We start from the raw sequence: 26,349 nt of genomic DNA, 5'->3' as shown, positions 1-26,349 counted from the left end.
AAAAATATAATTAAATTAATAATATATTAAACTCATCTTTAATACTTTTAATTAGTTTTAAAGCAAACTCATATTGAGTTTTACTTTTAGTAGTTGTATTTTTTAGAAGTGTTAAAAAAGCAGTTTTATTACATTTAGAAATATTTTTATAATAATCTCTAGATATTCTCCAGTATTTTTGAGGAAAACAAATATATGAAACTAAATATCTAAAGTCTGAATCAGTAAGCTTTAAAATATCATTATAAGTTTTAATTATAGATAAAGCCAAATCTAAATTACAGTTAGTACTTTCGCGTCTGAGTAATCTTCTCATAAAATATCCTAAATCTTTAACAGAGTAATCCATTTTACATTTATCAAAGTCAATTATGCAGGGTTCTAAAGATTTTGTGAAAATTATATTTTTATTTACATAATCACCGTGACATAATGATTTGGTTAAATTTGAATCATCTATATTATAAGCTATATCTAAAGAGAGTTTTGCAAGATATAAATTTGTATTAAATTTAGCTATAAATTCTTTTGAAAATTCATCTTTATATTTGAAAGCTTCATTTGAAATTGTTAATAGTTGTTCAAAGTGTTTTAAGGTTGATATGTAATGATTATCAAGACCTACCTTATAAGAACTTCCTAAAATAGGGTGAAAATCTTTTGATATGGAATGTATAGTAGCAAGTTTTTTTATAGAAAGTATCACATGTGTTATATTATCAAAGTTACATTTAGTTCCATCTATCCAAGGAGTTAATATAAAAAGCATATCAGAATAATAAACAAATCTATTACCATCAGTTGCGGGCAAAAATTTAGAGACTGTTATTCCGTTTCTAAATAGCCATTCATTAGCTGAATATACATATAATAAATCAGGTAAATCATAATAAACTTTTTTTAAACAATAACTTTTACTATTATAATCTATTTTATAAACAGCTCTTTGCTTATTGGTATCTTTAAATTTAACTACACTTATCTCAGCATTTTGTAAATTATAATGTTTTAAAACAGTATTTTTTATAATATCTGGTGATAAGCTAGATGTTTCTAACGAAATTGATTCTGAGCGCATAAAATTCTCCTTATAAATTTATTCATTACTATGATATTAATAAAAAACGATAATTATACATGAATAAATAAATAAAAAATTATAAAATTTCAGATGTAAAGGATTTTATTTTGCTATTTTTGTAAATAATATTTATAGGTTTTAAATAGAGGATTTTAGTGATATATATAGAATAGATAAAGTGAGGTGAGAATATATGAATATAAGGGAAAAAATTGAGGGTTTTGAAAGGTTGACACTTATTCCGGAAGCCTCTTTTTCATCTTCTTCTTTAGGAAGAGCTAGAGAAGAAGAAAAAGATGATATTCGAACTTGTTATATGGTAGATAGAGATAGAATTATTCATAGTAAATCATTTAGAAGATTAAAACATAAAACACAAGTATATATAAAAACTTTTGGGGATCACTATAGAACAAGATTAACGCACACTTTAGAAGTTGCACAGGTGGCTAGGAGCATTGGTGTTGGAATAGGTTTAAATGAAAATTTGATTGAAGCTATAGCATTAGGGCATGATTTAGGGCATGTTGCTTTTGCACATAATGGAGAAGAAGTTTTAAATGAATATTTAGGAAGGTTTAGGCACAATGAACAAAGTGTTAGAGTAGTAAAAAAATTAGAAAATAATGGATTGGGAATTAATTTAACGAGAGAAGTTATTGATGGAATATTAAAACATAGTGGTTTTGGAGAAAAAAGTTCAAAAGCAATAACATTAGAAGGTATAGTTGTAAAATATAGTGATAAAATAGCATATTTAAATCATGATATAGATGATTCAGTAAGAGCTGGTTTACTTAAAGAAGATGCTATTCCTAAAGAAATAAGCAAAGTGCTAGGAAATTCTTCAAATAAAAGATTAGATATATTAATTAAAAATTTTATAAAGACATCTAATAAAAATATAAGTAATGGAATAAAAGAAGTAGGATTAGATAAAGAAATTGAGGAATCAATGATTGAACTTAGAAATTATATGTTTAAAAATATATATTTAGGGGAGAAGTTAAAAATAGAAAGAGATAAAGCAAAATTTGTATTAAGAGAACTTTTAAATTATTATACTAATCATCCAGAAGAAATGCCTAAAATTTATAAAGATATAGTAGAAGAAGAAGGATTAAAAAGAGGTGTAGCTGATTACATTGCTGGAATGAGTGATGATTATTGTTTATCTTTATTTAATAAATTATATGTTCCTAAATTAGTAATATATTAGTTGTTTAAATAAAATTATTAAGGTAATTATAATAGAATAAAGATTTATAAAATTTATAGTATAAAATTTATATTAAATGGGTAAATAAATTTTATAAAGAAAAAAGAGGAATATAAGTAAAAAAGAAGAATTATAAGAATTATGATTTGTAAATATAAAAAAAATTTATGCAATAAGAAGGAAAAGCAAATAAGATGTCGAATATTATATAATTGCTGAAAAAAAAAGTAAGGAGGGAGATGTCTCCTTGCAAATTCCACAAGATATTATTGAAAAAATAAGAGAGCAAAGTGACATAGTTGATATTATTTCAGAAAGCATAAGATTAAAAAAATCAGGCAGAAACTATATAGGTTTATGTCCATTTCATAATGATAAGAGTCCCTCATTCAGTGTTTCTCAAGATAAACAAATATATAAATGTTTTGCATGTGGAGAAGCGGGAAATGTATTTACATTCATTATGAAACAACGAAGACTTACATTTGTAGAGGCTGCAAAGTACTTAGCAGACAAAGCCAACATTTCTTTGAATATAAATGATAAAAGACAGTCTGAAACCTCAAAGAAAAAAGATCTTTTATATAAGATTAATACAGAGGCAGGAAGATATTATTTTGCAAATCTTCAAAGAATAAAAAATGCAAAAGATTATTTTCTTAATAGAGGAATTAAGGAAGAAACAATAAAAAGATTTGGGTTAGGATATTCAAAAGATAGTTGGAGAGATCTAATAAATTATTTAAGGATAAAAGGATATAAAGATACTTTATTACTTGAAGCAGGATTAGTTTCTAAAAATGAAAATAAGGGGAACATATATGATAGATTTAGAAATAGAGTTATGTTTCCTGTATTTGACGTTAAAGGAAGAGTTATTGGTTTTGGTGGAAGGGTTTTAGATGATTCAAAACCTAAATATTTAAATTCTCCGGAAACAATAATATTCCAAAAAGGAATTAATTTATATGGGTTAAATTTTGCAATTAAAAATAAAATAAAAGAAGATTATATTATCATAGTCGAAGGCTATATGGATTTAATTACTTTACATCAATATGGAATAACTAATGTTGTTGCATCATTAGGGACAGCACTTACTGTTAATCAAGCTAAACTTTTAAAGAGATATACAAATAATGTGATTATATCTTATGATGCAGATATTGCTGGTCAAACTGCAACATTAAGAGGACTTGAAATTCTTAGAAATAATGGGTTTGATGTTAAGGTGTTAGTAGTTCCAGAAGGAAAAGATCCAGATGAGTTTGTGAGAAGTAATGGGAAAGATGCTTTTTTAAGATTAGCTAATGATGCATTACCATTGATTGACTATAGAATTAAAAAAATTGGTGAAGGAGTAAACTTCAAAGATGCTAAAAGTTTAATTAAATATGGTGAAAATGTAGCTAAGATATTAGCAGACTTAAATCCAGTAGAAAAAGATGTATATATTAAAAAAATTTCCGAAGATACTGGAATAAAAGAACAGGCATTATATGACTTACTTTCACAAGTAATGACTAAAAAACAAAAAGAAAATAATTATATGAATAAAAAGGAAGAATTTGGAACAAAATTATATGTAGAACCAGCATATGTAAAAGCTGAAAGGGCATTGCTTAAGTTAATATTAAATGAAGAAATCTCTGAAGAAATAATTAAGAGTATAATTGTAGGAGATTTTATCATGAATTCTCATAACAAAATTTATTCATTAATACTAGAAAGCAAAAATAATGGTTCTAATAATTTGGAGTCGTATATTGAGAGTAGATGTGATGATATAGAAACTTCAAAAGAATGGATTGCTATAAAAGAACATAAAATTCTAGACTTAAGTGATAAGGAAAGATTAATTAATGATTATTTAAATGAAGTAAGGTGCTTTAAACTAAAATTAGAAATTGATAATTTAAAGAATGAACAAAGAAAGTTGGAAGATAAGGGAATGATTGAGGAATCTATAAAACTTGCAATTAAACTAACAAATTTGTCAGAAGAATTGAAGAAAAGAAAGAGAGGATAATGGTCATGGCAGAAGGAGGTAAAGAAAATATGGAGCAAAAAACTAAAACAAAGGCCGTAAAAGGAAAAGATGATAAAAATGCTAGAATGGCCATGGTGAAGGGTCTTATTGAAAAAGGAAAGAAAAATGGTTCTTTAACATATAAAGAAATTATGGATGAAATAGATCATATAGATTTAAATCCAGAACAAATAGAGAAAATATATGAAGTTCTTGAAATGATGGGAATTGAAGTTATAGGTGCTGAACATGCTCAACCAGAAGTTGAAGAAGAAATAGATTTAACAGTTCCAGAAGGTATAGCTATAGATGACCCTGTAAGAATGTATTTAAAGGAAATAGGAAAAGTTCCTCTATTATCTTCGGAGGAAGAAATAGATTATGCAAGAAGAATTGAAGATGGTGATCAAGTAGCTAAGAAAAAACTTGCAGAAGCTAATTTAAGATTAGTAGTAAGTATTGCTAAAAGATATGTCGGAAGAGGAATGTTATTTTTGGATTTAATTCAAGAAGGAAATTTAGGACTTATAAAAGCTGTTGAAAAGTTTGATTACAGAAAAGGGTACAAATTCTCTACTTATGCTACATGGTGGATTAGACAGGCAATAACTAGGGCTATTGCGGATCAAGCTAGAACTATAAGAATACCTGTACACATGGTGGAAACAATAAATAAATTAATAAGAGTTCAAAGACAATTATTACAAGAACTTGGTAGAGATCCTTTCCCAGAAGAAATTTCAAAAGTAATGGAATTACCAGTAGATAAAGTTCGTGAGATTCAAAAAATAGCACAAGAACCAGTATCTTTAGAAACTCCAATAGGAGAAGAAGAAGATTCTCATTTAGGTGATTTTATACCAGATGATGAAGCTCCAGCTCCAGCAGAAGCAGCAGCATTTACAATGCTAAAAGAACAATTAATAAATGTACTAGATACTTTAACTCCTAGAGAAGAAAAGGTATTAAGATTAAGGTTTGGCTTAGATGATGGAAGAGCTAGAACTCTTGAAGAGGTAGGAAAAGAGTTTAATGTTACAAGAGAAAGAATTAGACAAATAGAAGCAAAAGCTTTAAGAAAATTAAGACACCCATCAAGAAGTAAGAAATTAAAAGATTATTTAGATTAAGCACCTTTTTTAAGGTGCTCTTTTTTTAATATAGCATTTAATTTGAGTGATATTTCAAATTAAATTAATGTTTTTGTTTAAAAAGTGAATTTTAAGGTAGTTTTGTTTTTATAATATAATATTAATATTTATTTAAAAATATAGAAATATTATATTATTGTTAATTTTATGATTAAAATAAATTCATGTACTAAAAGAGACATGATACATAAGTAGGAGTGTAGATAGAATATGGAATTAAGCAAAAGATTGAATTGGATTATTAAGTATGCAGATAAATGTAAAGTGATCATGGATGTTGGTACTGATCATGGATATATACCTATTTATTTAGTAAAAAATAAAATATCAGAAAAAGCTATTGCATCTGATATAAACAAAGATCCTCTTCAAAAGGCAAAAATTAATGCTTCATTGGATGGTGTATTATCTAATGTTGATCTTAGATTAGGAGGTGGTCTTAAACCTTTAAGAAATAATGAAGCACAAGGTGTTATAATTGCTGGAATGGGTGGTAACTTAATTAGAGATATATTAGAGAATGATCTAGAGAAGGTTAAAAATTTAGATTATATAGTTCTTCAACCAGCTCAAAATCCTGAAATTTTAAGAGAATATTTATATAATAATAATTATAAAATTTTAAATGAAGATTTGTGTTTTGATGAAGGGCAATATTATGAATTATTTAAAGTTAAATATAAATCGGGAGAAAGAACAACATTAGATTCTATATTTTATGAAATAAGTCCTATAATGTTAAAAGAAAATAATGTATTAATCAAAGAATATATAAAATTTAAAATTGAAAAATATAATAAGATTTTAAATTTTATTAAGGAAAATACAGAAGCCGCGGAAAGAAGAAAAACAGAAATTAAAAATAAGATTAAAGTTTTAGAAGGATTTATTAGTTAATTTATTATTAAAGGAGTAAAATTATAATGAGTACTGTTAAGGATATTTCAAAATTAATTGAAAAAAAAGCACCTAAATTTTTAAAAGAAGATTATGATAATGTTGGTTTAATGGTTGGAGATAATAATAAAAATGTAAAGAAGGTTTTATTAGCGTTAGATTGCACTAACAAGGTAATTAAAGAAGCAATAGAAAATAAAGTTGATTTAATAATAACTCACCATCCTTTAATATTTAGAAAACCTAAAAATATAGTAAAAGGTGATTTATTAGGAGAAAAATTAATAAGTTTAATTCAAAATGATATAAGTCTGTATTCATGTCATACTAATTTAGATTCTGCTAAATTAGGAATAAATGAAACATTAGTTGAAATGCTTGGATTTAAATCAAATAAAATAATTGAAACTTCTAATATTAAAGGTTTTGAAGATGCTGGTATTGGAAGAATAGTTAAATTAGAAAATAAAATTGAATTAAAAGAGATTATAATGATTATAAAAAATAAGTTAAATGTACAACATATGAGAGTTGTAGAGGGGAAAAGTGAATTTAATACATTGGCTATAATCAATGGAAGTGGTCAAGATCTTTTCACTAAAGCAAAAGACCTTGGTGCAGAATGTATAATAACGGGAGACACTACTTATCATTTTGCATCTGATTTTAAAGAAATGGGAATAAGTATAATAGATGCTGGACATTTTGGAACTGAATGGATTAGTTTTTTTAAAAGTTTGGAATTTTTAAAAGACGAATTTAAAGATATTGAATTTATAATATCAAAGAAATGTGAAGATCCTTATAGTTTTATATAGATTTTTGTTTTAAGTTAATATTAATATTAACTTAAAACATATATTATATAAAAAGTTTAAATAAAATAGTATCAATTTTAATGTGTCATTATAACAGCAAAATTTCCACTTTATCAGTTAACTAAACCATGATATATATGCATATATTAGTTATAAGAATAATGTGTAGGTGGTAATTATGGGGGATGGCAACAAAAAAGGCTTTAAACATATGTGTAGGAATGTGAAAAGATGTTTTAGAGGTGGAAGAAGGAGAGGCTGGTGGTATCCATTCTTTCCAGGACCTTGCCCTTGGTATCTTTGCCCTAAAGCTATAGTTGGAGCAATGATACTTGCATCATTACTTTTGTGGGGAGTTAACCTTTATGGGATAATAATAATAGTCTTATTAATATTTTTATTTATATTAGTATAAAATAGAAAATATTATTTCTAAAAAAGTTTATTTATAGTAATTTTATTATTTATTTTAGTAATTACCAACAAATTTAATTGAATTTTATTTGTAAAATATAAAAATCTGTGGTATTATTTATCTTGCGAGCAAAACGTGCAATCGCTGCTAGACTTGATCTAGGAGAGGAAAGTCGGGGCTCCATAGGGCAGAGTGCTGGATAACGTCCAGTCAAGGCGACTTGAAGGAAAGTGCAACAGAGATATACCGCCTAAGTTTACTTAGGTAAGGGTGGAAAGGTGAGGTAAGAGCTTACCAGCGTGATGGTGACTTCACGGCTATGTAAACCCCACTTGGAGCAAGACCGAATAGAGAGGCATTAATGGGATTGCCCGTCCCGCCTCTGGGTGCGTCGCTTGAGTCTATTGGCAACAATAGACCTAGATAGATGATTGCTTAATACAGAACCCCGCTTATGGTTTGACTCGTTCAAATATGAAAAACACTAGGTTAACGCCTAGTGTTTTTCATATTTAAAATTATTTTAAATAAGTTTTAGTATACCTAAATTAGGTTCAAAATAAATTAAATAATTATCTAATTCATAATAAGTCCCATATTTTCTTTTATAATGGTTTATAGTTTCTGCTAAAAATTCATCTGTAACCTCTAGATATTCAGCTAATTCATATTTATTTCTTACACCATTATTATAAGCATTTATAAAATCTTTTAATTTAACAAGTCTTTCATTTCCCCATCTTCTAGCACGAAGTTCTTGTTTTCTATTATTAATATCATTGTCGTCAATTATATTTCCAAATGAGGTTTCATGATGTCCTATTTCTTCAACTAAAATACATTTACGTTCAACATTGGTTTCAATACTTTTATCAATAAGTATTTTACTATTTTTATATAAACCTTTAAGATTATATTTTAATTTTTTCTCCTTAACCCTTAACCCCTTATTTTCAGCATCTATAAGCAAGCTTTCATATGTCATTAAAGTATATCCTTATCTTTTACCAATATTCATCGTCAAATAAAGCATCAATATAATCTTTTAATAGTTTTACCTTTTTAGGAGTTAAGTTTTTATCTTCTAAATGTGCTGCAACGGTATCTATTTGTTTTTGTTTTTCAACATCAATATTTTTTTTAGGTAGTTTATTATTTTCAATGATATGATTATCGCTTTCAAAAAAATCATTAACAGATATTTCAAGTGCATTAGCAAGTCTTTGAAGTGTGCTCATTCTAGGATTTAAAGAAGTACCTGTTTCTATATCTGAAATAGTACTAGGACCAACACCGCTTATATCAGATAATTCTTTTAATGTGAATTTTTTTTGAATTCTTGTAGCTTTTAAAAAATCACCTATATAGCTCATTTTCAATCCCCCTTTATAAGTAATTACGGTTTACAGGAATATCATACCACTTAATATTACTAAAGTAAATCAAAAATTACAGAAAACCGGAGATAAAACAAGGATTATTATATAGAAGGGTATAATATAACGGAAAAACGTAATTGGTAGAACTTGTATAAACGCTAAACCGGATATATAATTAATTACGGTTAGCCGTTTAAATAATAAATATTAACTTAATGTTAGAAAATTCAAATCTGCATATTTATAAAAAGTACTACAAATTAAATAATAAAATATCATAATAAATAATAGGATGTTTAATTTGATAAATAGATAAAAATAATATGGTATTTTAATGATAAATTTGACATGGGATAATAGTAGTATGGAAATAAAGAAGAGAGAATACAGTATATACTTAAAATATAGTATGTTATGGGTTGTTAATATTAATGTATAAAATTAAAAGAAAAATTAAGGAATTTTGAACATAAGGTATAAGGGGGAATTTTTATGTTAGAATTAGAAGAAATGAATATATGTAAAGTTATAGAAAAAGCAGTTAAGACTGCTATAAAAGAATATGATAAGGAACAAAAATCAATAGATAAAAAAAGAGTATTTCATAATACTAAATTACTTATGAAGCATTATAATGATTTAAAGTCTCATATAATTTATTCAATAAGTGATATAAATGATATAGGTGTAACTGATAAAATAGAATTAGAAAAAGAAGAATATGATGAATTATATATATTAAGTATAAAACAAAGCAAGGTTAAAACTTTAATAATGATTTCACATGTAGATTCATCATTAGAGATATTAAAAAAAGAACAAAGGAAAAAGGGTGTTATAGAAAAGTATTTAGCATTAGAGAAACTATTTATAGATGAAAAAACATATGAAACTATAGCAGAAGAATTAAATTGTGGTGTTATTACTGTTAGACGATGGGTTAATGAAATGCTAGATGAGTTAGGAATTTATCTGTTTGGTATTGAGGGGATAAAATTAAGTTAATTAAAGCTTTACCGAATTGATAAATAAATGAAAAAAAGATGTTATTTTAATGAAATATTTAATGTGAGATAATGTTATTGTGGAAAAGTAAACAAAAGCGATTAAATAAATGAAAATAAAACAGTAAATTAAAAAGTATCTATAAAAAAATAGGTACTTTTATTTTGCTTTTGTATAGTATAGAAGAAAAATATATTAAAGAAGATGTAAAAGTTTATTTTAGATAATATCTATAAATGAATTGATAAATAAATGAAAAAAAGATGTTATTTTAATGAAATATTTAATGTGAGATAATGTTAATGTGGAAAAGTAAACAAAAGTGATTAAGTAAATGAAAATAAAATAGTAGATTTAAAAGTATCTATTAAAAAATAGGTACTTTAATTTTACTTTTATATAGACAGAAGAAAAATAGATTAAATAAATAAGATATAAAAATTTATTTTAGATGACATATATAAATGAATTGATAAATAGATGAAAAAAAGATGTTATTTTAATGAAATATTTGATGTGAGATAATGTTAATGTGGAAAAGTAACAAAACTTATTAAACTAAATATTAAAAAATTAGACATATGAGTTAGCATAATTATGCTTTAAATTTATAGGTATCTATAAAAATATATAATCATAATTAAAAAAGCCTTATTTAAACAAGGCTTTTTATTATGCTCTTTTTTAGAAGTTGCAGAGCTTAAAGAACAACTTTGTTTTTCTGCTTATGATTTTGTTTTAAATGTCATGAGGTGATAGATGGTTGTACAGAATTATGGAAGGAGGTGGTAATTATAAATGATGAATGAATTGAAAAGTAAAATTAGTACAATGTTAGTTGAAAAGTTTCCAGCTGTAACTTTATATGATCAGGAATTAGAACAGAGTTTTAATAAACCTTGTTTTTTTGTGCAAATATTAGCTTCGAAGCAAATTAAAGAACTTAATAGAAGATATAGATGTAATTTATCTTTCGATATAAGCTATTTAAGTAATAAAGAAAGTAAAAATTTAGATTACTTTAATATGGCTGATAGTTTATACAAATTACTTGAATATATAGAAGTTGATAAAAAATTATATAGAGCAGTTAATATGAAGTATGAAATAACAGATGGAGTATTACATTTTATCTTTCAAGTAAATTTCAACTTATTAAAAGCTTTTAAGGAACAAGATATGAATAATTTGGAGGTAAAAGTAAGTGGAAAGTAAATTTTCAAAAGAACAAATAGTAGAGTCAAAGCATTTTACACCTAATGAAAAGGATATTTTAAATGCTTTATTAGGTGAAGAAGAATACAGCATAAATGATGCTAAAAATGTAATTAATAAATTTTATGATAGGGAGGCTGATTAGAATGTCAGGAGGAACATGGGAAAAACAAGATAAGTTAATAGCAGGAGCTTATGTAAATTTTAAAAGCAAGAAAAATGAAGAAAGTAATATTAATGAAAGGGGAATAGTTGGATTACCATTAGTATTACCTTTTGGACCAGAAAAAAAGATTATTGAAATAGATAATGAAACAGATGTATTAAACACTATAGGAATAGAAAATAGTGATAGATCTATTTTAATGTTACAAGAGGCATTAAAAAAGGCAAAGAAAGTATTGTTATATAGACTTAATGATGGTGTTAAAGCTAATAAAACATTAGGAGGATTAACTATAACATCTAAATGGAGCGGTAGCAAAGGAAATGAAATAAGAGTAGTTATTCAAACTAATATTTACGATGAAACTGCTTTTGATATAACTACATTTTTAGGAGAAACAAGAGTTGATATCCAAACAGTTAAGAATATTGAAGATTTAACTAACAATATATTTGTAGAATTTACAGGTACAGGAGCACTTACATTATCAGCTGGAATTAAACTTGAAGGTGGAGAGGATAAAGTTGCAACAGGAAAAGATTATTCAGAGTTCTTAAAGGAATTAGAATTATATGATTTTAATACTGTAGCAATTCCTTATGATGATAAGAGTACTAAGTTAGTTGTAAAAGAATTTGTTAAGAGACTAAGAGAAAATGAAGGAAGAAAAGTACAAGCTATTTTACCTAATTTTGCAGATGCAGATTATGAAGGCATTATATCAGTTAAAAATGGTGTGTATATTAAAGACAATATACATGTTGGAAATATAGAAGCAACAGCATATGTTGCAGCTTTGACTGCAAGTTCAGGATATTCACAATCTAATACTTATGCAGTATATGAAGGTGCTGTAAATGTAGATGCAAGATATTCAGATAGTGATATCAAACAAATAATTAAAAATGGTGAAATTATTTTTATTACTAATAACAAGAAAGTATTAATAGAACAAGATATTAATACTCTAAAGGATTTTACAGATGATAAAAAATCTGATTTTAGAAAAAATCGAGTTGTAAGAGTTTTAGATGGAATAAATGATTTGATAAAGAATAAGTGGGAAGAAAACTATATAGGTAAAGTAAGCAACAATGAAGATGGAAGAAATTTATTCAAAAAAGATGTACTTAATATATTAGAAACATTACAAGCACAAGGTGCATTAGAGAATGTAACTGTAGAAGATATTGAAGTATATAGTGGAAATTCAAAAGATGCTATTGTGGTTAATGTCAATGCACAACCAATAGATAGTATGGAAAAAATTTATATGACTGTATTTATATAATGATGGGGGTAGGATTAAATGAGTGATTTTTTAAATTTTAGCGATACATTAAGTGGAACAGAAGCAAAAGGTTTTATAACTATAAATGGTAGAAATGAAGAATTGTTTTATGCAAAAAAACTAGAATCTGATGCAGAAAAAACTAAAACAACAGGAAAAACTTTAGGCAGTAGAGTAGAGCAAAATAAAGCAACTGGTTGGAAAGGAACAGGAACTCTTACTGTTTACTATGTTACATCTTTATTTAGAGAAATGATGATAAAGTATATTAAAACTGGTAAGGACATGTACTTTGATATGACTGTTACAAATGAAGATTCAACATCAACAATAGGCAGACAAACTATTGTATTAAAGAAATGTAATTTTGATAAGGTAAGTATGGCAATGTTTGATGTAGAGAGCGAAGTGTTAGAAGAAGAGATGGCATTTACTTATGAAGATGTTGATTTATTAGATAAGTTTGGTAAACCAGTAATTTCATAATAATTATAAATTTTTTAAATTAATTTTAATATTGTAAGATAAAAGCCGTATGAATAAATTAATTTATTAAAACATTAATATTATTTTAAACAATAATATAGTTTAGAATACAGAGCTTTAAGCCATTACAAATTTGAGAACTAAATTAATATATAAAGCTACTTAAAGCAAAAAAATAATGACTTAATATTATGTAAGACTTAAAGCAAATAAAAAAGATTAATTATAGTAAACATAAAAAATTAACAGTTAATTTAATAAATACTGAAAAAAGAAGGAGAAAGAATAATGAATAATTTTGCAGATTTTTTAATGGATAATTTTGAGGATACACAAGAAATTGAGAGAGAAGTAACTTTAGGTGGAAAGAAAAAGTTGATGAAATTTAAACCTATATCTGCTGATTTAGGAGATAAATTGAGAAAGAAAAATAGAAAAACCAAATTTGTAAAAGGACAAAGAATAATTGAAACAGATCAGGACAAGTATATTTCAGATTTAATAATTGAAACTACAACTTATCCAGATTTAAAAAATTCAGAGCTTCAATCTTCTTGGGGAGTTATGGGATCAGAAGAATTATTAACTGCAATGAAATCAAAAATGAAAGATGGAGAATTTTCAGAATGGTCATCAATAGTAAGTGAAGTAAATGGATATGACAAAAGTGTAAATGAATTAATAGAAGAAGCAAAAAACTAATTGAGGGGGGAGATGGTGAAGCAGCTTATGCCCACTATGCCCTCCATAAGCTTAAAATACTTCCTCATGTATTAATGAATTTATCTAGACAAGAAAAAGCTTTTATATATGCTTCAATAGATTTACATGTAGAAAAAGAAAATAAAGAAGCTAAGAAATTAAAGAGAAGAAGATAAAAAGAAAGGAGGGAATATGATGGCGTCAATGGAAACAGGATTAATACCAATAGGAGGTATTAATCCTCCGGTTCAAGCTAATCCACCAACTTCAGCAATGTTTGGATTACAATTTATACAACAACAAATATCATTAACAAATATTTTACAAGTAAATATACAACAAGCAGCAAATGCTCAATCTAATTTAAGTCAAAATATAGAAAAGAGTTCTTCATCTATGGATAATCTTTTAAGTAAAGCTAAGGATTTCGGCAAAAATCTAATAAGTTTTGATTCAATAAAAAGTGGAGTACAATCGGTTTTATCAGAAGCATCAAAAATTGAGGATAAAAAGCTTTCAGTACAAGGAATGGTTGGCGATAAAGATGCAGGAACAGCTTATTTTAATCATCTACAAAAGCAAGCTAATCAATCAGGATTTTCATTTGATGAAATTAAAAATAATGCACAGTCATTTTTAGGAGTAACTAAAAATACAGAAAGCTTAGATAAATTAGCTAATTTATCTGAGAGGTTATCACTTGGTAACTCTACTGAAGGGATGTCAGGGGCAGGAGATGCTATTAAAAAGATGATGTCTGGTGATGGAAGTTCACTTCAAAACAAGTTTAAATTTAGTAGTGATGACATAGGAATTCTGCAAGCAAGTAAGGATTTAGATGATTTTACATCTAAATTTGATGGACTTTTAGATGGAAAAGGTCTCAATGATTCAATGCTTGATAATTTTAATAATTCAGCCTCTGCTCAATTTGATAATTTAAAAGAAAATTTTAACAGTAGTTTAGGAGAAGCTGGGCAAGGTGCATTAGAAGCATTTACCCCAGTCATGGGAATAGTAAATGAAATGTTTTCTAATGGTTCATTTCAAGTATTCTTTGATTCAATATCAGTAGGTCTTGGATTATTAGCTAATGTTATATTATGGATTTGTGAACTTGTAAAAAATAATTGGGGAATAATAGAACCTATGCTAATGGCGATAGGAATATATTTGTTATATACGATAATACCAAGTTTCTGTATTCTTATAAGTCAAGCATTAGCTATGGCAGGAGCATGGATGCTTGCAAATATACCAATACTAATAGCAATTGGAGCAATAGCATTACTTATATATATATTAATGCAATGTGGAATTACAACTCAGCAGGTATGTGGATTTATAGGCGGAATTTTTATGATGGTCTTTGGGAATCTTTATAACCAAATTGCATGTATATGGAATATATTTGCGAGTTTAGCGGAATTTCTAGCAAATGTATTTAATCATCCACTATATTCAATACAAAGATTGTTCTATAATATATGGAATTCAATAATTGAATTCGTAGGAAGTGCTTTAGATTGGATTGTAGAAAAAGCGAAAAGTATTCCATTTTTAAAGGATTTAATCGGAGATTTTTCAATAGGTTCTCTTAAAGTAGATATTCCTGATCCACCTAATGATTATTGGGTTGCACCTAGGATGGAAAGTAAGGATTTGGGTAACGAATACAATTTTGGATATAACGCTGGAAGTAAATTTGCATCAGGTATTGGAAATAATTTTGGAGATATTAAATCTAAAATAGATAATATAAAAAATGGAAATGATTTAACTAAGTTTGGAGTTCAAAACAATAGTCCAACAAATTCAACTAACTCTGGAGGAATGTCTAATCCATTATATAATTCAGGTGATGGTTTAAGTTCATCTATAGATAATACTAATTTAGGTAATAATGTAGCTGATGTATCTGAAAATCTTAAAGGAATGGATGATAATGTAGAAGTTTCAAATGAACATTTAGAAATGATGAAAGATTTAGCAGAACAAGAAATTATTCAAAATTTTGTATCTTTAACCCCAACAGTACAGGTAACAACAGGAGATATTAAAGAGGAAGCTGATATTAATACAATTATATCTAAAATAGAATCATATATGGAAAATGAGATGATTAATAGTGCAGAAGGGTTGTATGCGTAATGAGTAAAAAGTATAAAATGCGATTAAGCATAAATAATGGAGATGAAGGATTTGTTTTACCTGTTCTTCCACAAGAAATTGAAATAAATGAAAATGGAAATAACAAAACTTATGACGTTATAAATCTAGGAGAAGTAAATGTTCTAAATGTCCCTAAATTAACTAAAATATCATTTAAAAGTTATTTTCCAAGAAATAATGGACCGTATGTAAGTGATAAGCATTTCTTTAGGCCTCATGTTTATATGAATAAATTAAAGCAGTGGCGTCAAAACAAAGAAAAAATAAGATTTATATTTATAGGTTCTGAATTTGAGATAAATGATCTATTTTCTATTGAAAGTCTTAAATTTACTGAAAAAGGTGGAGAAGTTGGCGATATTTATTATTATATAGAATTAAAAAGATATAAACCATATTACGCTAAAAAAGCAGTGGTACAGGAAATAAAGAATGGTGTTGCTTTAGAAAATTATAATACTACAATTAGACCTAATGATACTGTAAAAGTAAAGACTCATACTGTGGTTGAGGGAGATACTCTTTGGCATATTGCTAAAAAATATTTAGGTGATGGAAATAGATATACAGAAATTGCAGAGATTAATAATATTTCTAATCCAGATTTAATATTTCCAGGGCAAGTATTTAATATTCCATAAAGGAGGTTTATATGAAAATAGAATTGCTGATTGATGATAAAAAAGGAAATATTTTTGATATTAGTGATCTTGTAAAAGATATAACATGGAAAACAAAAAGAAAAGGTAGTACATCAAGTTTAGATGTAAACTTATTAGAAGATTCAACATTAGTTTTATCAAATGGAGATATTATAAGGTTTAGAGTAGATGAAGCTAATATATTTTATGGTTATATATTTAAAAATTCAGGTGATGAAGGAAATGAAATTAAAATAACTGCATATGATCAAATTAAATACCTAATGTATAACGATACTTATGTATTTACTGGCATAAAAGCAAGTGACATAGTTAGTAAAATAGCTGATAATTTAGGATTAAGAAAAGGAATCATTGAAGATACTGAATATGTTATTCCAAAGCTTCAAGAAAGTGATAAAAAATTATTAGATATTATTTATAAGGCACTTGAAAAAACATTAATAGCAAATACAAAAACTTTTGTTTTATATGATGATTTTGGAAGCTTAAATCTTAAAGACATAAATAATATGAGACAAGAGATAATCATATCTGATGATACTAATTTAGGAAAATATGATTGGAGCAAATCTATTGAGGATAGTTATAATAGGATAAAATTTGTTAAAAAAAATAAAGATGCTGGACGAGACGATGTCTATATTGCTCAAGATAGTTCAAATATATATAAATGGGGAAGACTTCAATTTTTTAAAAGTATTGATGATAAATTAAGTAAATCAGATATTGAAAAAATGCTTGATGGAAACTTAAAATTAAAAAACAAAGAAAGTAAAACCTTAAAATTAAAAAATGTATTAGGAACTGATATAAAATTAGATGGAAAGCTAAGAGGGGGTGCAGGAGTGTTTGTTGATATAAAAAAGCAAGGTATAAATCAATGTTACTTAATAGAAGAAGCTACACACAAATTTTCAAAAGATGGACACATAATGGACTTTAATTTAAAGGTGGTGTAATAAGCATGGGAAATATGATAGAGCTTATAAAACAAGCAAGTGTAAATGCAATTAATGCTGGAAATCCTTTAGATATTGAGTTTGGAACCATAATAGATGAATCTTTAACTATAAGAATAGATCAGAAAAGAATATTATCTAAAGAATTTTTTATTATTCCAGAAAGTTTAACAAGATATGAATTAGATTTAACACATTCGCATTTAAAAACATCATCAGCTCTTGGAAAAATAGTAATTAGAGAAGGATTAAAAAAGGGAGATATTGTTGCATTATTAATGATTGAAAAAGGTGATAGATTTTTAATCCTTGATAAGGTGGGAATTTATGAGTAGTTTTAGTGTATTGCCACAAGGTGGTTTATTACAAGATATTGATAATATAGAATATGTAAAATATTCAGGAAAAACTTATAGAATTAAGAATAATAGGATATTTGGAATTTGCGATGAAGTAGAAGCCCTTAAACAAACAATATATTTTATATTAAATACAGAAAGATATGAATATCTTATATATCCCGATAACTATGGCAGTGAACTTAAAGGAATAATAGGAATGGATAGAGATATAGCTGAAAGTGAAATAAAGAGAAGGATAAAAGAAGCTTTAATCCAAGATGATAGAATTGAAAATGTAGATGAATTTATTTTTGAATATGAAAAAGACAGTGTTTTAGTAAAGTTCACTGTATTTTCTATTTATTCAAAGTTATATGAAAGTGTGGTGATTTAAATTTGTTTGAGGTAAAAGAAGACGAGTTATTAAAAGATATGTTAAATAAAGTTCCAAATGATTTAGATAAAAGACCTGGAAGTAGTTTGCTTTATAATGCATTAGCTCCAGCAGCACAAGAAATAACAAAATTAAGATCTGATATGGATAGATTTTTAGAATATTCTTTTGCTTCCCCTAATATACCAGAAGAATATTTAGATAAAAGATGTGAGGAACATGGAATAAAAAGAAAAATGCCAACTTATGCAATTAAGCTTGGGATATTTTACGACAGTGAAGGAAAGGTAATGGATATACCTTTAAACTCTAGATTTTCTATAGATAAAATAAATTATTATGCAATCGAAAAGATTGAAGATGGTAACTATAAAATGAAATCCGAAGTGATAGGATCTATTGGAAATTTTCCAAGCGGGGATTTACTTCCAATTGAATATATTGATGGATTAGGAAGAGGAATTTTAGGAGAGACAATACTTGAAGGTGTGGATACAGAAAGTAATGAGAGTTTATTTAATAGATTAATGGTTAAAGTAAGAACACCATCTACATCTGGAAATAAATATGACTATTTAAATTGGGCATTAGAAGTTACAGGTGTTGGTGGTGCAAAAGTATTTCCAGAAACTAATTTAAAAGGTGAGCATGAAAATGGGTGTGTAAAAATTGTTATAGTTGATTCTAATAAACACAAAGCAAAACCTAAATTAATACAGGATACATTTGAGTACATTGAAAAAGTTAGACCAATAGGAGCTACAATAAGTGTTGTTAGTGCAACAGAAAAAGTAATAGATGTAAATGCAAATATAAATTTAGTAAAAGGTTATAATCTAGGTATTGCACAACAAGAATTTACTAAGTTATTAGATGAATATTTAAAGAGTTTAAGCTTTAAAACAGATTATATAAGTATTGCAAGAATTGGGGAAATTCTTCTAAATACAACAGGTATATTAGATTATTCAGACTTAAAAATAAATAACATACTTTCTAATATAAAATTAGCAGACGAAGAAATTGCAATTTTGGGTACTGTGAATTTAGGAGTGATGTAATTGGATATAAGTAAATTTAATGAAAAGTTTAATAAAGTTGAAGGTAATACTTATGTTGTAGAAGAAAAAATAGATGTACGTGATGGAATTTACGAAAATGAACTTGCTCATGACAATATAAATATTAAGACAGTAAATATATATACAGGTTCAAAGCTTACAGGAGATAAAATTGAAACTTATAGTATTTCAACACCAAGTCTTACACCATGGAAAAATATAATTAAAATATTTTCTAAAGTAACGCCATTGTATATATCTTATGAAACTATAGGAGATCAAGTAGAAGCAGATGATATTAATAAATTGCAATATTCAGTAGTTAATACTCAAGAAAACTTAAATTATGAAATTGATAGAGCAAAGTTAGCTGAAAAAACTTTAAGTGATAATCTTTCTAATGAAACCAAGCGAGCAAAAGATGCTGAGAATATATTAATAAATAATATTATTAAAGAGACTAAAAGAGCAACTGATTCTGAAAATAATATTTACAAAGAGCTGCATGATGAAGTATTAAGAGCAACTAATTCTGAAAGTAGTATTATAAAGAATTTAAATGCTGAAATAAACAGAGCTAAAAGTTGCGAAAAAGATTTAACAGATAATTTAGAAATAGAATCTAATAGAGCTAAGAATTCAGAAGAAGGTTTAAATAATAGTATTAATAATGAAATAATTAGAGCAAAAAAGGAAGAAGAGAGATTAGCAAATAGTATCAATACTACTAATACTGATTTAAGCAATGAAGTTAATAGGTCTAAAGATACAGAGAATATTATTAGCAATAGTATTAGAGATGAAGTGAAAAGAGCTATTAGTGCTGAAAAAGTATTGACAGATAATTTAAATGTAGAGAGTAATAGAGCCAAGTTTTCTGAGAAAATACTGACTGAAAATTTGAATACTGAAATATCTAGAGCAACAAAGTCTGAAGAGAGTATAAATGCAAATTTAACTGAAGAAATTAATAGATCAAAAGCAGTAGAAAAAAGTTTAACTGAGAATATTAATAATACAACTAATAGTTTAAATAGTGAGATTTCTAGAGCAAAGAGTGTTGAAAATGATATTACAAGTAAATTTAATGAGGAAGTAAATAGATCTAAAACTAAAGAAAACAGTATTGAAGGTAGTCTTAATAATTATAAAACAACTAATAATGCAGAAATGCAAAAATTAAGAGAAAAAGATATAGAATTGCAAGACAAGAAATCTGATAAAACTTATGTAGATGCAGAACTGAATAAGAGATATACAAAAGATCAAACATTTACAAAAGAAGAGGTACTTAAAAAGATTAAAGATGTTATAGGAACTGCTCCAGAGGCATTAGATACATTACAAGAAATAGCAAAAGCTTTAAATAATGATGCGAATTTTGCAGGTACTATGACTAAGCAATTAGCTACTAAAGTTGATAAAATTCAAGGAAAACAATTAACTGATGAAAATTACACTTTAGTTGATAAGAAGAAATTAGCTAAGATAGAAAGTGAAGCTAATAAGTATATACATCCAGCGAATCATAGTGCAGACATGATAATTGATAATGCTAATAAGAGATTTACTACTGATAATGAAAGAGCTAACAATTTAGAAGCTTATAATAAAAGACATGAGCATAGTAATAAAAGCATTATAGATAAAATAACGCAAGTTTTATTAGATAACTGGAATGCTGCTTATGCACATATAAATGATGCAATAAAACATGTAACAGGCAATGAAAGAGAAAATTGGAATGAATCTTACAAGCATATAAGTGATAGTGTAAAGCATATAACAAATGACGAAAGGAAAAAATGGAATGATGTAGATAACAAGCTTGATAAAAATAATAATGCTGTAAGTGCATCTAAATTAGCTAGTGCTAGAATTATAACTTTAAAAGGATTATTAAGTGGTAAGGCAGATTTTGATGGTAGTAGGGATATAAATATAAATGTATCACTAAATCCAACAGAATTAACAAACCAAAGCTTAGATAGTATTCTTACAGTTGGATTATATTATGCCGGTGGTGGTAATACTTGCGCAAATAAACCAAATGGAGTTGATGCATTTGGAATGGAAGTTGTAAGAAGTGCCAATGGGTGGTATACACAAGTGTTGTATGCTTCAAATGGTCAGGAAAAAGTATATTTTAGATATTATACTGGAAATCAGTGGAGTATTTGGAGTGAAGTTTATACTAGTAGTAATAAACCATCAAAAACAGATGTAGGATTAGGGAATGTAGACAATACAAATGATTTAGATAAACCTATTTCAAAGGCTACTAAAAATGCATTAGATGGAAAAGCCAATAATTCACATACACATATTAAATCACAAATAACTGATTTTCCTAATAAGATATCACAATTTACAAATGATATAGGTTTTATTACTCAAAAAGATGTGGATATATCTCAAAATCATATGCATACTAACAAAAATGTGCTAGATAAAATTAATCAAATGTCCGTAGATACATGGAATACTATAAGTAATAAAGCAGATAAGAAACACAAACATTCAATATCAGAAATAGAAAATATGCCATCATCATTACCAGCTAATGGGGGGACGGCTTCAAGAATTTATGGAAGTATGGCTTCGAACGATTTTATAAGAATAGAAGGTCAGGGAAATAATGATAATGGAAGTTTAGAAATAGCTACAGCAGATAATGGAAATGAGCCTATTTATGTAAGACAATATACAGGTAATTTTGCTAATATTTCTAGAACACTAACTCTTTTGGATGGGAATGGAAATACAGTTTGTCCAGGAACTTTAAATGCTAATGAACTTCAAGTAAAGGGTGCTAATGTATATACTACAAATAGAAAACCAACACCTGCAGAAATAGGAGCAATGAAAAAAGGTCCTATAATATGGAATGATTTAAAGGGGGTATAATATGTATGGATTAAATAACTATGGATTAATTAAATATTCAGAAAAAGACTCCAATGAAGAAGAAATAAAAAAATATTTTATTGATTTAAATAAATACGTACCTTCTTTTATTTCAGATATAAAAGAAATGCAGACTATCTATTCTGTGCAAGGAACAGAATTAGGTAGTCTTTTATATTCTATAAATGATTTATTTAATCAAATTTTTATAGAAACAGCTACATGGGGATTAACTTATTGGGAAGAGCAATATGCAATAGAAACTAATTTGAATAGTAGCTATGAAGAAAGAAGAGAAATTATAAAAGCAAAGAAAATAGGTAGGGGTACTACAACCAAAGATATGATTAAGAATGTTGCTGAAATATTCTCAGGGGGAGAGGTAAACATAACAGAAGATAACAAAAATTATTCTTTTATAGTTCAATTTATAGGTGTTAAGGGTATCCCTAAGAATATGCAAGCATTTAAAAATATGCTAGAAGATATAAAACCGGCTCATCTTAGTTATAGTTTTAAATATACATTTACAATTTGGGATTTTATTAAAGAAAAAAATCTAGATTGGAATAGTGCTAAAAATAAATTATGGAATGAATTAAAAGTTTATGAATAGGAGATGGTTAAATGAAATTAACAAGTAATTATAATCTAAAGAAACCGGATGGAACTGATGTTGTCAATGTTCAAGATTTTAATGATAATTCAGATAAAATTGATTTAGAACTTAAGAAAGTTGATTCATCATTGAAAGATATGAAGAACAACTTATCTCAAATAAGCAATCCTAATTTACTGATAAATGGTGATTTTCAAGTGTGGCAAAGAGGTGAAGGTTTTGAATATATAGGTTCAGTAACTGAAAAGAAGAATATATATACAACAGATAGATGGAGAATAGTTCAAAGTCATGATATACCAAAATGCAATATAAATAAATATAAAGATGCTAATGGTGTTTATTTTGGGTTAGCGAAGCTTTATAAACCTAAGGATGTTGGGATGTCAATTCATCAAAAATTAGAACCCTTTTATCTTATATGTGGAAAGTATACTTTGAGTTTTGAATATGCAAATACAGGAAATATTGAATTTAATGCAAGAGTATATTCTTTCAAAAGGGCGGCGAATATAATTACTTCTGAAAGATGTATTCCGAATTCTTCGGGAACGTGGAGTAAATGTGAAGTAACTTTCAACATTGATAGTATAGATATACAAGATATAATAGAAATAGCTTTTGATTTAATGGGTGACTATAATAATAACGGAAGTTTCTATTTAAGAAGAGTTAAATTAGAATTAGGAGATAAGTCAACACCTTTTGTACCTAGAAGTTATGGCGAAGAATTAGCTTTATGCCAAAGGTATTTTGAAAGAGTATTTTTTTCAACAAGACTAATAACTGATATGAGTGAAATTTCACAAGGGATTGAAATGAATGTTCCATATAAAGTTGAAAAAAGAATAATTCCAACAATGAAAATAGATAATATTATAAGTGAAGTTGGAAATCCGAGTATAAACACCTATACTGATAATGCTAAATATCATTTTTGTGCTTTTTTACAAAAAAACATTGAGCAAAATTCAAAATTACCAAAAGGTTGTAGAATAACATGGTATGGAAATGCTGATGCTGAAATATATTAGGAGGGTATGAAAATGGAAGAAAATAAAATAAAAGTATATGTAAAATTAGATAAAAATAATTGTATTATAAAAATTAATTCATCTATATTTTTACAAGATATAACAGGTTATATTTGCATTGATGAAGGGTTTGGAGATAAATATTCTCATGCACAAGGAAATTACTTTACTATAGATGGTAAAAAACCTTTAATAGATATGCAAGGTAGATATAATTATAAACTAGTGGATAATAAGCCTATAGAATTAACAGAAGAAGAAAAAGAGGTATTATTTCCACCAGTCTCACAACAACCTAACCAACAAGAGTTAATTAATGCACAATTATTAAAATATAATGCAGATACACAATTACAACTTAAAAATCAAATATTAGTTAATGCAGAATTATTAAAACAAATAGCTGAGTTAAAGGGAGGTAATCAATAATGGAGAATTTTTGGTTTAATTTAATTAAAGATTATTATAATTTAAAACTATATAATAATGAGGATTTAGATTTGTTTGTCAAAGTGAAATATATTACAGATGAACAGAAAACAACTATAATCAATAAAGTTGTTTAGTTAGGAGGTATTTATGCGAATAAAATCAATAGAGAATGGAAAAGAAAAATCACTTATTATTAATGCACCAGAAGTTAGAATAGTAGATGTGGCTGAACAATTTAAAAGTAATGATGTTGAAGGTGCGTTAAAAGAATTGGCTTTAGGTCAAGGTAATATAGGTGGTACAGCTTTAAAAGATATTGAACAATTAAAAGAAGATAAAAAAGAAATTTTAAATAAAGTTAATGAATTAAATACTAAAAAGTTTAATAAAGATGCAGTATCTATAGATAATAATATTGATATATTAACTTTAGATACTGGTCATTATTGTGTAGAAGGTGCTGTATCAACTAAACAAAATTATCCTATAGATAGTGGGTGGGAACACATTACTATTTTTAATAGTGGTTGGGTTAATACTGCTACACAACAAGGTTATAGAGATATGTTATTGATACGACGTAATGGGGAAATATTTTTAAACTCTCAAGGATGGAAGAGTAATGATTGGAGCGGTTGGAAACAACTAGCCACAACTGAAAATAGTTTTCCTATGATAAATAAAATGCAATGGGGAGGGAGAGAAGGTTTAAATATAGATACAGATGTTGTGAATGGTTTTCAACATGGGTGGCAAATGATTTTTATATATTAAGCCCTTGGGATGGCAATGGTGATTGGCAAAGACAAATAATATTTGATATAAGTCAAATAATATGTTCCAGCGTGCAAAGATGGGTGGTAAATGGAGTGAATGGCAACAACTAGCGACAACTGAAAATATAGATATAATTACTAATTTGAAAAATGGTTGGATAGTATGTGGTGGCTGTACTTTTAGAGCCAAAAAGATAGATAATGAATTATTTATTGAAGGAATTGTAATTAATCAATTGGAATCGCCTAATAATATAATAGCAAAATTGCCAAGACCGAGTGACGGTAGATGGCATGGAGGTAATGCAATAGATAGTAATAATAAATCTTTATATCTAGTTATAGACCCTACAGGTACTTTGATGTTTCAAATAGGTGGGCAAGCTAAAAACCTAGGATGTTCTATTAATATTCATTATCCAGCATAGAAAGGATGTGATAGATTATGAAATATTCTGAATTAAGAGAACTAAATTGTATTTTTGATGGTATAGAATTTACTCCTATATATAAAATTGATAATTATATACCAATAAAAGATGATCAAGGAAATACAATTGATTTTGAATTAGATGGATTTAAATTGATAAAAACAGCAGAACAGAATTATAAAAATAGTATTAAAGTAGTATCAAAAGAAAAAACAGAAACAGAAATATTAAAGCAACAGTTGTTAGAAACTCAATCTCTCGTAGCAGAGTTAAGATATAAATCAATATTAAAAGAAAATGGAGGAATGTAAATGTATAATTTAATGTTAAATTTAATAATTAACAAATATTATAGTGCTATGGAGGAAGCAGTTAAAAAATTAAAAGTATTTTTTGCAATAGATGATTTAACTCAAGAACAATTAGTAGAGTTGGTAGAACTTGCTAGAGAAAAATATGAAGTTAAGAAAGAAGAAAAGCTAGTTGAAAAACAAGTAGAAACTGTAAATACAAATGTAGAAACTAAAGCAGAAGAAGTTAAGACAGAAGTTACACAATAGTCAGAGAATATAGTGTATGAAATTACGAAAAAACTATCTAATAGGCAATAAAACCAACACCACAAAAGGTGTTTTTGGTACGTTATAAGTGTAGCCAATAATCTTGTAAAAGATTAAAGCTAGCACTTATTTTTTTTACACTAT

General features: G+C 26.7%; 30 protein-coding genes and 1 other RNA gene. 28 read left to right on the top strand and 3 right to left on the bottom strand.

What is annotated here, in order from left to right; genetic code table 11:
* Window positions 1–10 precede the first annotated feature (10 nt).
* Window positions 11–1,078 (bottom strand): CotS family spore coat protein, encoded by a 1,068-nt coding sequence (locus KYD98_RS00155; RefSeq protein WP_219777564.1) that lies wholly within the window; start codon window positions 1,076–1,078, stop codon window positions 11–13.
* A gap of 196 nt (window positions 1,079–1,274) precedes the next feature.
* Between KYD98_RS00155 and KYD98_RS00150 the strand changes: the two genes are divergently transcribed.
* The 7 genes from KYD98_RS00150 to rnpB all read left to right on the top strand — a co-directional run bounded on the left by KYD98_RS00150 (window position 1,275) and on the right by rnpB (window position 8,081).
* Complete coding sequence (locus KYD98_RS00150) at window positions 1,275–2,300, top strand: deoxyguanosinetriphosphate triphosphohydrolase (RefSeq protein WP_219777563.1); 1,026 nt, start codon at window positions 1,275–1,277, stop codon at window positions 2,298–2,300.
* A gap of 247 nt (window positions 2,301–2,547) precedes the next feature.
* Window positions 2,548–4,329 carry a DNA primase gene (gene dnaG / locus KYD98_RS00145; RefSeq protein ID WP_219777562.1) on the top strand — a complete coding sequence of 594 codons (1,782 nt, stop codon included), beginning with the start codon at window positions 2,548–2,550 and terminating at the stop codon, window positions 4,327–4,329.
* Window positions 4,330–4,334: 5 nt separating this feature from the next.
* On the top strand, window positions 4,335–5,459 hold the full coding sequence (gene rpoD, locus KYD98_RS00140; protein ID WP_219777561.1) for an RNA polymerase sigma factor RpoD: 1,125 nt from the start codon (window positions 4,335–4,337) through the stop codon (window positions 5,457–5,459).
* A gap of 231 nt (window positions 5,460–5,690) precedes the next feature.
* Window positions 5,691–6,377 carry a tRNA (adenine(22)-N(1))-methyltransferase gene (locus KYD98_RS00135; RefSeq protein ID WP_219777560.1) on the top strand — a complete coding sequence of 229 codons (687 nt, stop codon included), beginning with the start codon at window positions 5,691–5,693 and terminating at the stop codon, window positions 6,375–6,377.
* A 26-nt stretch (window positions 6,378–6,403) separates the two neighbouring features.
* The gene (locus KYD98_RS00130) at window positions 6,404–7,195 is read left to right on the top strand and encodes a Nif3-like dinuclear metal center hexameric protein (RefSeq protein WP_219777559.1); all 792 of its coding nucleotides are present in this window, start codon (window positions 6,404–6,406) and stop codon (window positions 7,193–7,195) included.
* Between the two features lie 178 nt (window positions 7,196–7,373).
* Window positions 7,374–7,610 (top strand): hypothetical protein, encoded by a 237-nt coding sequence (locus KYD98_RS00125; protein WP_219777558.1) that lies wholly within the window; start codon window positions 7,374–7,376, stop codon window positions 7,608–7,610.
* A 125-nt stretch (window positions 7,611–7,735) separates the two neighbouring features.
* An RNA gene (rnpB, locus tag KYD98_RS00120) (RNase P RNA component class A) lies at window positions 7,736–8,081 on the top strand.
* A 52-nt stretch (window positions 8,082–8,133) separates the two neighbouring features.
* Here rnpB and KYD98_RS00115 read toward each other — a convergent pair.
* Entirely contained in the window at window positions 8,134–8,595 is a 462-nt protein-coding gene (locus tag KYD98_RS00115) for an ImmA/IrrE family metallo-endopeptidase (RefSeq protein ID WP_219777557.1), read from the bottom strand.
* A 19-nt stretch (window positions 8,596–8,614) separates the two neighbouring features.
* Window positions 8,615–8,983 (bottom strand): helix-turn-helix domain-containing protein, encoded by a 369-nt coding sequence (locus tag KYD98_RS00110; RefSeq protein ID WP_219777556.1) that lies wholly within the window; start codon window positions 8,981–8,983, stop codon window positions 8,615–8,617.
* 498 nt (window positions 8,984–9,481) lie between these two features.
* On the opposite strand from KYD98_RS00110, the gene KYD98_RS00105 reads away from it, so the two are divergent.
* The 21 genes from KYD98_RS00105 to KYD98_RS00005 all read left to right on the top strand — a co-directional run bounded on the left by KYD98_RS00105 (window position 9,482) and on the right by KYD98_RS00005 (window position 26,205).
* The gene (locus KYD98_RS00105) at window positions 9,482–9,994 is read left to right on the top strand and encodes a helix-turn-helix domain-containing protein (protein ID WP_219777555.1); all 513 of its coding nucleotides are present in this window, start codon (window positions 9,482–9,484) and stop codon (window positions 9,992–9,994) included.
* Window positions 9,995–10,792: 798 nt separating this feature from the next.
* Entirely contained in the window at window positions 10,793–11,209 is a 417-nt protein-coding gene (locus KYD98_RS00100; protein ID WP_219777554.1) for a phage tail terminator family protein, read from the top strand.
* Window positions 11,199–11,354: a hypothetical protein gene (locus tag KYD98_RS00095; RefSeq protein ID WP_219777553.1), complete on the top strand. Its 156-nt coding sequence runs from the start codon at window positions 11,199–11,201 to the stop codon at window positions 11,352–11,354. Before KYD98_RS00100 ends, KYD98_RS00095 begins: the two co-directional genes overlap by 11 nt.
* Window position 11,355: 1 nt before the next feature.
* Complete coding sequence (locus KYD98_RS00090) at window positions 11,356–12,666, top strand: phage tail sheath family protein (protein ID WP_219777552.1); 1,311 nt, start codon at window positions 11,356–11,358, stop codon at window positions 12,664–12,666.
* An 18-nt stretch (window positions 12,667–12,684) separates the two neighbouring features.
* Window positions 12,685–13,152, top strand: a complete 468-nt coding sequence (locus tag KYD98_RS00085; protein WP_219777551.1) for a phage tail tube protein — start codon at window positions 12,685–12,687, stop codon at window positions 13,150–13,152.
* A 288-nt stretch (window positions 13,153–13,440) separates the two neighbouring features.
* Window positions 13,441–13,854 carry a phage tail assembly chaperone gene (locus KYD98_RS00080; RefSeq protein WP_219777550.1) on the top strand — a complete coding sequence of 138 codons (414 nt, stop codon included), beginning with the start codon at window positions 13,441–13,443 and terminating at the stop codon, window positions 13,852–13,854.
* A 195-nt stretch (window positions 13,855–14,049) separates the two neighbouring features.
* Entirely contained in the window at window positions 14,050–16,005 is a 1,956-nt protein-coding gene (locus KYD98_RS00075; RefSeq protein WP_219777997.1) for a phage tail family protein, read from the top strand.
* Window positions 16,005–16,667 carry a LysM peptidoglycan-binding domain-containing protein gene (locus KYD98_RS00070; protein ID WP_219777549.1) on the top strand — a complete coding sequence of 221 codons (663 nt, stop codon included), beginning with the start codon at window positions 16,005–16,007 and terminating at the stop codon, window positions 16,665–16,667. The genes KYD98_RS00075 and KYD98_RS00070 overlap by 1 nt, the downstream gene beginning before the upstream one ends.
* A gap of 11 nt (window positions 16,668–16,678) precedes the next feature.
* Window positions 16,679–17,650 carry an XkdQ/YqbQ family protein gene (locus tag KYD98_RS00065; protein WP_219777548.1) on the top strand — a complete coding sequence of 324 codons (972 nt, stop codon included), beginning with the start codon at window positions 16,679–16,681 and terminating at the stop codon, window positions 17,648–17,650.
* 5 nt (window positions 17,651–17,655) lie between these two features.
* Window positions 17,656–17,985, top strand: a complete 330-nt coding sequence (locus KYD98_RS00060) for a DUF2577 domain-containing protein (RefSeq protein ID WP_219777547.1) — start codon at window positions 17,656–17,658, stop codon at window positions 17,983–17,985.
* A complete protein-coding gene (locus tag KYD98_RS00055; RefSeq protein ID WP_219777546.1) occupies window positions 17,978–18,385 on the top strand; it encodes a DUF2634 domain-containing protein in 408 nt (135 codons plus the stop codon). Before KYD98_RS00060 ends, KYD98_RS00055 begins: the two co-directional genes overlap by 8 nt.
* A 2-nt stretch (window positions 18,386–18,387) precedes the next feature.
* Window positions 18,388–19,446: a baseplate J/gp47 family protein gene (locus KYD98_RS00050; RefSeq protein ID WP_219777545.1), complete on the top strand. Its 1,059-nt coding sequence runs from the start codon at window positions 18,388–18,390 to the stop codon at window positions 19,444–19,446.
* On the top strand, window positions 19,447–22,353 hold the full coding sequence (locus tag KYD98_RS00045; RefSeq protein WP_219777544.1) for a hypothetical protein: 2,907 nt from the start codon (window positions 19,447–19,449) through the stop codon (window positions 22,351–22,353).
* Window position 22,354: 1 nt separating this feature from the next.
* A complete protein-coding gene (locus tag KYD98_RS00040) occupies window positions 22,355–22,969 on the top strand; it encodes a YmfQ family protein (protein ID WP_219777543.1) in 615 nt (204 codons plus the stop codon).
* A gap of 11 nt (window positions 22,970–22,980) precedes the next feature.
* Window positions 22,981–24,006: a hypothetical protein gene (locus KYD98_RS00035; protein WP_219777542.1), complete on the top strand. Its 1,026-nt coding sequence runs from the start codon at window positions 22,981–22,983 to the stop codon at window positions 24,004–24,006.
* A gap of 12 nt (window positions 24,007–24,018) precedes the next feature.
* Window positions 24,019–24,435, top strand: coding sequence for a hypothetical protein (locus KYD98_RS00030; RefSeq protein WP_219777541.1), 417 nt, complete (start codon window positions 24,019–24,021; stop codon window positions 24,433–24,435).
* Complete coding sequence (locus KYD98_RS00025) at window positions 24,435–24,572, top strand: XkdX family protein (RefSeq protein WP_219777540.1); 138 nt, start codon at window positions 24,435–24,437, stop codon at window positions 24,570–24,572. The genes KYD98_RS00030 and KYD98_RS00025 overlap by 1 nt, the downstream gene beginning before the upstream one ends.
* A gap of 13 nt (window positions 24,573–24,585) precedes the next feature.
* Window positions 24,586–25,212, top strand: a complete 627-nt coding sequence (locus KYD98_RS00020) for a hypothetical protein (protein ID WP_219777539.1) — start codon at window positions 24,586–24,588, stop codon at window positions 25,210–25,212.
* A gap of 79 nt (window positions 25,213–25,291) precedes the next feature.
* Window positions 25,292–25,642 (top strand): hypothetical protein, encoded by a 351-nt coding sequence (locus KYD98_RS00015; RefSeq protein ID WP_219777538.1) that lies wholly within the window; start codon window positions 25,292–25,294, stop codon window positions 25,640–25,642.
* A gap of 17 nt (window positions 25,643–25,659) precedes the next feature.
* Window positions 25,660–25,956: a hypothetical protein gene (locus KYD98_RS00010; RefSeq protein ID WP_219778017.1), complete on the top strand. Its 297-nt coding sequence runs from the start codon at window positions 25,660–25,662 to the stop codon at window positions 25,954–25,956.
* Window positions 25,957–26,205: a hypothetical protein gene (locus KYD98_RS00005; RefSeq protein WP_219777537.1), complete on the top strand. Its 249-nt coding sequence runs from the start codon at window positions 25,957–25,959 to the stop codon at window positions 26,203–26,205.
* Window positions 26,206–26,349 lie beyond the last annotated feature (144 nt).

Source organism: Clostridium weizhouense (assembly GCF_019431045.1).
GTDB lineage: Bacteria > Bacillota > Clostridia > Clostridiales > Clostridiaceae > Clostridium > Clostridium weizhouense.
Note: the sequence above shows the minus strand (reverse complement) of the source record. Positions and strands in the feature narration are given on the sequence as shown.